Origin of the sequence: Megasphaera massiliensis, assembly GCF_000455225.1 — a bacterium.
GTDB lineage: Bacteria > Bacillota > Negativicutes > Veillonellales > Megasphaeraceae > Megasphaera > Megasphaera massiliensis.
This window is the reverse complement of record NZ_HF954536.1, coordinates 126,039-136,211: the sequence shown is the minus strand read 5'-3', so window position 1 is coordinate 136,211 and position 10,173 is coordinate 126,039. Positions and strand designations below refer to the sequence as shown.

The 10,173-nt window shown below is 48.5% G+C and carries 9 protein-coding genes; 1 reads left to right on the top strand and 8 read right to left on the bottom strand.

Annotated features, from left to right (window positions below; translation table 11 throughout):
* Positions 1–59 precede the first annotated feature (59 nt).
* Positions 60–1,253, bottom strand: a complete 1,194-nt coding sequence (locus tag TX77_RS03420) for an anaerobic nitric oxide reductase flavorubredoxin (protein ID WP_044503428.1) — start codon at positions 1,251–1,253, stop codon at positions 60–62.
* 255 nt (positions 1,254–1,508) lie between these two features.
* Between TX77_RS03420 and TX77_RS03415 the strand changes: the two genes are divergently transcribed.
* On the top strand, positions 1,509–2,468 hold the full coding sequence (locus TX77_RS03415) for an NAD(P)H-dependent glycerol-3-phosphate dehydrogenase (RefSeq protein WP_044503427.1): 960 nt from the start codon (positions 1,509–1,511) through the stop codon (positions 2,466–2,468).
* A 57-nt stretch (positions 2,469–2,525) separates the two neighbouring features.
* On the opposite strand, the gene TX77_RS03410 is transcribed toward TX77_RS03415, so the two are convergent.
* The 7 genes from TX77_RS03410 to recF all read right to left on the bottom strand — a co-directional run bounded on the left by TX77_RS03410 (position 2,526) and on the right by recF (position 10,172).
* Positions 2,526–3,893 (bottom strand): hemolysin family protein, encoded by a 1,368-nt coding sequence (locus tag TX77_RS03410; protein WP_044503426.1) that lies wholly within the window; start codon positions 3,891–3,893, stop codon positions 2,526–2,528.
* Between the two features lie 23 nt (positions 3,894–3,916).
* Positions 3,917–4,705 (bottom strand): hypothetical protein, encoded by a 789-nt coding sequence (locus TX77_RS03405; protein WP_044503425.1) that lies wholly within the window; start codon positions 4,703–4,705, stop codon positions 3,917–3,919.
* Positions 4,706–4,741: 36 nt separating this feature from the next.
* The gene (locus TX77_RS03400; RefSeq protein ID WP_081651689.1) at positions 4,742–5,902 is read right to left on the bottom strand and encodes a pyridoxal phosphate-dependent aminotransferase; all 1,161 of its coding nucleotides are present in this window, start codon (positions 5,900–5,902) and stop codon (positions 4,742–4,744) included.
* 12 nt (positions 5,903–5,914) lie between these two features.
* Positions 5,915–7,834, bottom strand: a complete 1,920-nt coding sequence (gyrB, locus tag TX77_RS03395) for a DNA topoisomerase (ATP-hydrolyzing) subunit B (RefSeq protein ID WP_044503424.1) — start codon at positions 7,832–7,834, stop codon at positions 5,915–5,917.
* 101 nt (positions 7,835–7,935) lie between these two features.
* Positions 7,936–8,196 carry an extracellular matrix regulator RemB gene (gene remB / locus TX77_RS03390; RefSeq protein WP_044503423.1) on the bottom strand — a complete coding sequence of 87 codons (261 nt, stop codon included), beginning with the start codon at positions 8,194–8,196 and terminating at the stop codon, positions 7,936–7,938.
* Positions 8,174–9,079: a DciA family protein gene (locus TX77_RS03385; RefSeq protein ID WP_044503422.1), complete on the bottom strand. Its 906-nt coding sequence runs from the start codon at positions 9,077–9,079 to the stop codon at positions 8,174–8,176. The genes remB and TX77_RS03385 overlap by 23 nt, the downstream gene beginning before the upstream one ends.
* Positions 9,060–10,172, bottom strand: a complete 1,113-nt coding sequence (gene recF / locus TX77_RS03380; RefSeq protein WP_044503421.1) for a DNA replication/repair protein RecF — start codon at positions 10,170–10,172, stop codon at positions 9,060–9,062. The genes TX77_RS03385 and recF overlap by 20 nt, the downstream gene beginning before the upstream one ends.
* Position 10,173: the final 1 nt, after the last annotated feature.

The following is a 10,173-nucleotide window of genomic DNA, read 5'->3' as shown; positions in this document are numbered from 1 at the left end:
AAATAAAAATCGGACCTCTCGAGGGAGAGATCCGATTTTTTTTATGAGACAGAAGAGGCTTATTTTGCCAGAGACTTTGCAAAATCGTGCCCAAAGTCACGGCAGAGGTTTTGTGATTCCATGTCGGGGTTCCACTGGCAGCGGAGTCCGTCGTTAACCAGTTCAAATCCGGCTTCTTTTAAAAGGCCCGTAATCTGTTTGACCGATTCGCCGCTCCAGCCGTAACTGCCAAAGGCTGCGGCTTTCTTGTTTTTAAACTTCAGACCGCGAATCATCTCCATGATGCCGCCGATAGAGTAGAGAAATCCGTAGTTGATTGTCGGTGAGCCGACTAAAATAGCCTTCGATTTAAAGACTTCCGTGACGATATCGTTCTTATCGTCGACGGCTGAATTATACAACTTGACCGTCAGCGTCGGGTCGGCCTCACGAAGGCCTTGGGCAATCGATTCAGCCATGCGCCGCGTGGCGTTCCACATCGTATCGTAAATGATGGTAATCTGATTTTCCTGATATTCTTTAGCCCACTTCTGATATGTTTCCACGATTTGCAGGGGATTATCGCGCCAGATGACGCCGTGGCTGGGGCAGATCATATTGACGGGAACGTTCATCTTTAAGATCTCATCAATCTTACGGATGACCATGGGACTGTAGAGATTCAAGATATTGGCATAATACTTCATGGCTTCATGATAGAGTTCTGCCTGGTTGACGCAGTCGTTATACATCCATTCGCTGGCAAAATGCTGACCGAAGCCGTCATTACTGAAGAGGATATTGTCACCGGTCATATAGGTAAACATCGTATCCGGCCAGTGGAGCATGGGCGCTTCAATGAATACCAGCTTACTGTCACCAAGATCCAGGGTATCGCCCGTTTTGACGTTGACGTAATTCCAATCTTGGTGATACAGCCCGCGAAGAATGGCTTCGCCTTTTTGGGTACAGTAAATGGGAACGTCGGGGATTTCCCGCATCAAAGCCGGCAGTGCCCCACTGTGGTCATTTTCATTATGATTCATGACGATGTAATCGATTTTATTCAAGTCGATTTCCTGTTTTAAGTAATCGACGAATTCTTCATCGAAGGGTTTCCATACCGTATCGATCAAGGCGACTTTCTGGTCGCGAACTAGATAGGAATTATAAGACGAACCCTTTTCCGTCGAATATTCATGGCCGTGAAACTTATTCAGTTCCCAATCGATTTTTCCGACCCAAGTAACTTTTTCTGTAATTTTTCTTCCCATAAGGCATACTCCTTTCGCGGCAGACTAGCTGCTGACTCACGACATATCGAAACAAGAGGGCTCATCACTGCCCTTTCTGAGTTCAGTATATCCAATGAGGGGACAAATATCCATTGCAATTCCAACAAAATTCAACATCCTTGCCAAAAAAGTATACTTTGGTTAAAGCCCTTATCCATCGTCACAAACTGTCTGAATCGATAAATCCATGTTATAATTTAATTACAAAAACTTATTCTGAGGGGAGAAACCACTATGAATATCACCGTCTTAGGCTGTGGCCGCTGGGGCAGTTTCCATGCCTGGTATGCCGACCATATCGGTCATGACGTGACCTTATGGGGACGACCGGGTTCTAAAAACCTGAGCCGCCTGAAAGAAACAAGGAAAAATGATTATCTTACCTTACCAGACGCAATCACCCTGACCGACGACCTGAAAGAGGCCCTGTCCGGTGCCGATATCTGCATTATTTCCATCAGTGCCCAGCAGCTTCGTTCCTTTGCCAAGGATATCCGGAGCGCCGGATACGACAAGCACTTGCCCTTCGTATTGGCCATGAAGGGCCTCGAAGCCGGCAGCGGCAAGCGGCTGACAACGGTAATGGCAGAAGAACTTGGGGATACCGTACGGACTGCGGTCTGGGTCGGACCCGGCCATGTCCAGGACTTTATTAGCGGCATGCCCAATTGTATGGTCATCGCCTCGGTAGACGATGAGTTGACCCATTTCTTAGTCGATACTTTTACCAGCCCGCTGATCCGCTTCTATTACGGCCAAGATCTTCTCGGCATTGAAATCGGAGCTGCTGCCAAAAACGTCGTCGGTATTGCAGCCGGCATGCTCGACGGGGCCCATATGACGGCCTTAAAAGGTGCCCTCATGGCCCGCGGTGCCCATGAGTTATCGGTTTTAGTCTCTGCCATGGGCGGCCAGGCCATGACCGTGTACGGCCTCAGTCACTTAGGCGACTATGAAGCAACCCTCTTTTCGCCGCACAGCAACAACCGCCGCTTCGGTCAGGATTTTATCGAAGGAAACACTTTTTCAAAACTTGCTGAAGGCGTCAGCACGACCGAAGCCCTGTTAGATCTATCGGCCCACTACGGCGTAGAACTGCCCATTACGTCGGCCGTTCATTCCATCATACAGGAACATCAGGACCCTCATGAAGTCTTAAAAAATCTCTTTCTCCGCTCGACCAAAAGTGAATAAGTACGACAAAAGGAGCTGTACCCATTGATTGAGGTACAGCTCCCTTTTTTCATGCCTTTATTTTTCTTCTTCATCATCTTCAGAATAATCTGGATTGCGAGTGACGAGGATTTTATCGACGCGGAGGTTATCCATATCGACGACTTCAAAGGTAAAGTCCTTCCATACGTAGGTATCCGTTTCCCGTGGGATCCGGCCGACACCATAGGTAATCAGGCCGGCCAGGGTTTTATACAAGTCTTCTTCTTCGTCAGGCAGTTCATCTTCGATGCCGAAGAAATCTTTAAATTCTTCAATCGTAAGCAGTCCTTCGATAAGCCAGTCGTTCGGTCCCCGTTGGATGATGCGATTGGCTTCTTCCTTCTTTTCTTCTTCCCCGGCCGGCATGATGCCGACTAATTCTTCGAGGATATCGTGAAGGGTCAGGATGCCGCTAAAGTTTCCGTATTCATCAAGGACGGCGACTTCATGAACGCTGTGTTCGCGAAAGACGTGGACGACTTTCATGATGTCCATCGATTCCGGAATATAAATCGGTTTGTGGACGCATTCTTCTACAATAACAGGCAGAGACGCCGGTTTTTGATGGCGAATATTTTCATAATACTTCTGAAAGATTTCACTGACCGATACCATGCCGATGAAGTCATCCAAAGACCCCCGCCCGACAGGAAGATTATTGTGATTGAAAGCCACCAATTCATTCATCATCGTCGCTTCCGGATCTTCGACGTCGAGCCAATCGACTTGGGTCCGGTTAGTCATGATGTCGCCGACGTCCATATCGGCCAGGCGAAAGACGCGGGTGACCAGCTCCGGTTCTTCTTTTTCAAAAGCCCCGAGTTCGACGCCCTGCTCTAAGAGCAATTTTATTTCGTCTTCCGTAACCGGCAGCACTTCCGGCTTCTTGACGCCCATCATTTTGGTAACAGCCGTCGTCGACCACGACAGGATCCAGACGACAGGCGTACAGATGGCCGAAAAGTACAGCATGGGACGGGCCAGCAAGCAGGCTACTTTTTCAGGATTGTCAATGGCAATCCTTTTAGGAACAATTTCACCGAGGATAATCGTCAAATAGGTAATCAATACGACGACACTGGTCAGACTAATCGTATAGGCATACGGTTCAAGGCCTGGAATCTTGGCTACATAAACGGATAAAGGACCGGCCATTTCCGTACCGCCGTAGACACCGGTCAGAAGGCTGATCAAGGTGATGCCGAACTGGACCGTAGAAAACATCTTATTCGGATTTTCACGCAGTTTCAGGACGATAGCCGCCGACTTGCTTCCTTCATCGGCAATCGCTTCCAATCGAGATTGATGACTGCTGACGATAGCCATTTCCAATAATGAAAAGACGCCGTTGCCAAAGATAAGTAAGATGATGACCAGTAACTGTTTTCCTAGGGAAAACTCCACAGTAGATACACTCTCCTTTTAGATTACCACCAAGGTCCTACACCGATGCCGATTCCACCGCCATGATGCCATCCGCTGCCCCAGCCAATACCGATACCGACACCGACGCTGGGATTATTGCGGGACTTTGATTCTCTGCGGTCCGCTTCATCGACGACGGTAATTTCTTTAGTCACCGTGCGAAGGGAATCGCCGATTTTCACATCGACGACGAGATCGACTTTCCCCGCTTCCAGCGGGCGGATATTCATATGCTCCGTAATATCGGCAATTTTCGTATTGAGGCTGGTCGCCTTGATATCATAGGGAATCATTCCCGGTACATGAACGCGGATGATACCGTAACTGCCAAGAGGGATTTTTTGCGGATACACGACGACTTCAACCTTATCCATCAGCTTTTCGGAACTGCCGTAGATAAGGGATGCCTGCTGGTCGTTCTGAAGCTTCCAGGCACTGCTCTCATCTTTAGCCACAAAATAGTTTCCCTTTAAGACGTGGGAGTCCGTATCGTAAGCTTTGACGTGATAGAAGTAGTCGCCGACGACCTGCTTGTCAACGCGAAAATAATAATCGCCTGTAAGGCCTGTCGTCTGCGGCGGCAAGGCCATAAGCAATCCGGTTACCTTGTCATAGGTACGGCCTTCAAGAATATAAAAATCACTCAAATTCTTCATATTTACCGTCGGATCAGTGAGGATGACGGCTGACGACTGTCCCGTCTGCGTACCTTCCGGAACGCCGTCGGCCAGGACTGTCATCGTACTGACTGTCAGACAAAGGGCAGCGAGAAGCAGGTGCCATTTTTTCATCGGTAATCCCTCCTTATGATAAGGTAACGAGACAAATTATTTTTTTAGTTTATGAATGCCTTCCAGACGATGCATGGCTTCGGCTAAGGTTTCATCGCGGACGGCAAACTGCAATCTTGCCAGGTGATGGACAGGTTCTTTAAAAAAGGTCGATGCCGGAACGAGGGCGACGCCGATTTTTTCCGCTAAATCCCGGCAAAAGGCTTCATCGTCATCATACCCGTAGGTACCGATGTCGAGGAGCATATAAAAAGCTCCTTGAGGGACGTTGTGAGCTATGCCGATGGCATCGAGGCCCTTCATGACGAAATCTCGCTTTTTCCGGTAGAGTTCTCGAAGGCACTGATAGTAGTCAAGACCGAACTCCAGACCGGTTACAGCCGCTTCTTGAAGGGGACTGGGAGCACTGATTGTCAGATAGACGTGCAGCTTTTTAATGGCATCGGTTACTGCGGGAGAGGCAAAGATATAGCCTAACCGCCAGCCCGTAATCGAATACGTCTTCGATAGGGAGCCGCAGGAAATGGTCCGTTCATACATCCCGGGAAGGGTCGAAAAATAGGTATACTCCGTCGGTTCGTAGACGATGTGTTCATAGACTTCATCGATGACGGCAAAGGTATCATAATTTTCGACAAGGGACGCAATGGTAAGCAGTTCTTCTTTCGAAAAAACCTTACCGCAGGGATTGGACGGGTTACAAATAAAAATTGCCTTCGGCCGCTGTTTAAAGGCCGCTTCTAATTCATCGCCGTCAAAGGTATAATCGTCTCCTTTGAGGGACACATAAATCGGCTCGGCCCCGCAGAGCAGGGCATCCGTTGCATAGGCTTCATAAAAAGGCGAGAAGAGGATGACCTTATCGCCGGGATCGACGATGGCCATCATGGCCGTCATCAGCGCTTCCGTACCTCCGCAGGTAACGACGATTTCCGTCTCCGGGTCTGGGCGCCTTCCGGTAAAGCTTTTTCGATAATCAGCCAGAGCCCGGCGCAGATTCGAAGCCCCGTTATCGAGACTGTACTGATGAGGTCCCTCCTTGGCGACTTCGGCCAAGCGGTCGAGCATAGCCTTAGGCGGCGGAAAATCGGGAAACCCTTCTGACAGGTTAATGGCCCCGCATCCTTCAGCTACCTTTGACATGCGGGCAATGACGGAATCGGTAAATAAGTTTATCTTTCGAGAAAGTTTCGGCATAGGTTCTCCTGATTATAAGTCGAGGTTACGGACCTTTTTCGCATTGTCTTCAATGAATTTACGCCGCGGTTCGACCTTATCGCCCATGAGGACCGAAAAAATACGGTCGGCTTCCACAGCATCTTCCAAGTGGACTTGGAGCATGGTCCGGTTTTCCGGATCCATCGTCGTTTCCCAGAGCTGTTCCGGATTCATTTCACCAAGACCTTTATAACGCTGGACGACGACAGAATTGTTGTCGCGTCCTAATTCATCGAGCTTGCTCTGCATCGATTCATCGGTATAGAAATACCATACCTGTTTTCCCTTGCGTACCTGATACAGCGGCGGCTGAGCGATGAAGACGTGGCCTTCCGTAATGAGGGGCTTCATAAACCGATAGAAGAAGGTCAAGAGCAGCGTGCGGATATGGGCACCGTCGACATCGGCATCGGTCATGATGATAATTTTATCGTAACGGCGTTTGCTGATGTCGAATTCCTGACCGATACCGGTACCGAAAGCCGTAATCATGGAGCGAATTTCTTCGTTAGCCAAAATCTTATCGAGACGAGCTTTTTCGACATTGATGATTTTCCCGCGGAGCGGAAGGATAGCCTGGAATCTTCGATCTCGGCCCTGTTTGGCGCTGCCGCCTGCCGAGTCACCTTCGACTAAGTAAATTTCCGTCTGATCAGGATTTTTTTCTGAGCAGTCGGCCAATTTACCGGGAAGACTACTGATTTCCAAAGCATTTTTCCGGCGCGTCAATTCGCGGGCACGGCGGGCTGCCTGGCGGGCACGAGACGCCGAAATGGTCTTATTGATGACCGCCTTTGCTTCCGACGGATGTTCTTCAAAAAATTCTTTCAAGCCATCAGAAATGATGTTATCGACGATGCCTTTGACTTCGCCATTTCCGAGCTTGGTCTTCGTCTGCCCTTCAAACTGAGGTTCCCGGACTTTGACACTTATGACAGCCGTCAACCCTTCGCGGACGTCTTCACCGGATAAATTATCTTCATTGTCCTTTAAAATGCCGGCACTGCGGCCATAGTCGTTGATGGTACGAGTCAAACCGGAACGGAACCCGCTGAGGTGCGTGCCCCCTTCTTCGGTAAAGATATCATTGACAAAGGTCAGGATATTTTCACTGTAGCCGTCGTTATACTGCATAGCGATATCGACGATAACCTTATTTTTTTCACCATCGATGCTGACCACCGTCGGATTAACGGCCTGGTGTTTTTCATTTAAGAAGGAAACAAAGGAAACGAGACCGCCTTCATAGCAGTATACTTCTTGTTTGCCTTCGCCTCTTTTATCGGTAAGGGTGATGTTTAAGCCTTTATTCAAAAATGCGAGTTCCCGCAGGCGGGTCTTCAGGGTATTGAAATCGTATACCGTATCGGGGAAAATGTCATGATCCGGTTTAAATGAAACTCGGGTTCCCGTTTCTTCCCCGGCTTCCAAGGGCCGGATTTTTTTCAACGGCGACTCCGTCAACCCGCGGGCAAAAGAAATGCCCCACAGATAACCGTCGCGCTTTACTTCGACCTTAGTCCAGGCACTCAGGGCATTGACGACAGAAATACCGACGCCATGAAGGCCGCCGGAAATGGGATAGCCGTCGCCGCCGAATTTGCCGCCGGCATGGAGGACAGTCAATACGACTTCAACAGCAGGCTTGCCGATCTTATGCATGGCAACCGGAATACCACGGCCGTTATCAACAACGGTGATACTGTTGTCTTCCTGAATCGTAACTTCGATATGTGTACAATACCCGGCCAAGGCTTCGTCGATACTATTGTCGACGACTTCATAAACCAGATGGTGCAGACCGCGTTCAGACGTACTGCCGATGTACATCCCAGGCCGTTTACGAACGGCTTCCAGGCCTTCTAATACTTGAATCTGTTCGGCACCATATCGCGCTTTGTCTTTCGACATATAAATTCTCAACTCCTGTTTCTTGCAATTTTTAATGATTAACTAGGCAACTAACACTTTATTATACCGTAAAATCAATAATTTTTAAATACGTACCGCCCTTACGCCTGTTCGCAATGCGACAAAATCTGCAAACATTTCTGATATCGGCGAAGCATGGTCTCCCCGGTCAGGGGCAGAGAATAGACTGCCTCCCCGGTAATCACTAAAGAGCGCCAATTCCGTTCTGACGAAACTCCGACCTCTCGCACGGGGAGATCGAAAGACTGTAAAATAGCCGCGCCCTTTTGTTTCGGATACGGTACGATAGCCACAATATCCTTGATGGGAATCATCGTGTCAGGACTCAGATGGAGATACATTATGTTCTGGTTTCCTCCGATATTTTGCAACGAGATTTTCAATAAATTTAGGCGGTATATCGCCGGGGACACGGCGGGTAATGAGGATGGCCAAAACGAGGTCATCAGCAGCCGTATCGTATTCATAATACACCTTTTCAATATACCGATAGATAAGGCTGCGCCTAACGTCATTATAGGCCTGTTCACCGGATTTATCCGTTGTCGGAACAGTCAGGGCCTCGGCCATTTTCTCCCAGGTCAGCCAGGGCATATCTTCTAAAACGGCACGTACCTTCATTTTCAGGGCATGGTGGGCAGCACTCCGGCAAAAGATGCAAATCTTTTCGCCTTTAGCCATCCAGCGGCCACAGGAGGGACAGGGAATGAAGCCGCTTACGGCATAGGCTTTTACCCGTTTAGCCTGGGCAAAACGAAGCTGTACGACCCGTTCCCGTAAGCCGTCCGGGAGGTTTTCCGTTTCACGACGAATGTTGGCCACCGTCGAATCGTCAAGAATGACTTGGCGGATATTCCCCTCAGGAAGGACATCTTTTTCTTCTCCTTCTAAGGTTTCATAGACCGTCTGAACCGGCTTTTTCCCCTTTTTGACAAAACGGACATCGGCAATAGCCTGATGCCCAATATAGGAATTAACTTCCTCTATTATTTTATTTTTATACACAAATAAATAATTCATGTAAACGGGATTCATGACGGCAATGACAATAACATTATTCTTAAAATCTAATATATATGAATATTTAGCAATTTGCTCGCCTACGATTTTTTTCCAGTCCCGCTTAGCCTGGTACATCCGGTAGGGAAGGAGCAGACGGTGTTTGGCCAAGACTTCAGGAATGGCAAGTCCGGCTTTTTCAAGTTTAAGACTTCGCTTCTCCATGAGAAACCACCCTCCCTTGTTCAATACAGATGGGATGACAGCCATCCATACCGGCAAAAATGTCAGGCTCTGTCGTCGTAATAAAGGTTTGAATCCGGTTGCGGACAAAGTCCAGCAAGGCCTGGCGCCGGCTTTGATCGAGCTCACTCATGACGTCATCCAATAAGAGAACGGGGTATTCGCCGGTCTCCGATTTGATAAATTCCAGCTCCGACAATTTCAGCGCCAAGACAGCCGTCCGCTGTTGTCCCTGAGAACCGTATTTCTTTAAATCCCCTTGGCCGACAGAAAATAAGAGATCGTCACGATGAGGCCCGACCGACGTAGCTTGACGGCGGATATCTTCAGGGAGATGCTGCTGTAAGCAATCATAATACCATTTCGGATCAGTCTGATGGCGGCCCTCCCCAGTCCCATAAGGTTGGACATAGGTCAGATGGAGCATTTCTTTTCCCCGACTGAGCCTTTTATGGAGAACCCCTGCCAAAAACGATAATTTCTGAAGAGCTTCTAAGCGTTTGCTTACGATGGACGCTGCAAAACCGGCAATCTGACGATCCCATTCATCAAGCGATTGATTGCCGTTGTATTTCATCTTTTTCAATAAGAGATTGCGCTGCGACACGGCCCGGTTATACTGCAGTAAATCCCGGTAATAAGACCGGCTGACCTGAGAAATCTCCATGTCGATAAAACGGCGCCGCAAAGAAGGGCTGCCCTTGATGAGCTGAAGGTCATCGGGCGAAAACAGGACCTCATTCAAGGTTCCGATCAATTCTTTCTGCGATACCTTTGTTTCATTGACCCACAGTTCTTTTTTCTCGAGTTTGGACAAGATCACTTTTATCTGCTGTGTCGTATCGTTACGGTTAAAATCGATGATAACGCTGGCTTTCTCGTGCTCCCAGGAAATGAGATCAGAATCGGCAATGCCCCGATAAGACTTGCCGATTCCGCCTAAATATAAAGATTCCAGAAGATTGGTCTTCCCTTGTCCGTTTTGCCCATATAAGAGAATCGTCGCCTTAGGAAAGGAGATTTTTTGATTCTCATAATTTCGGAACCGGTGCAGTCGAACCGACTCAATCATCATA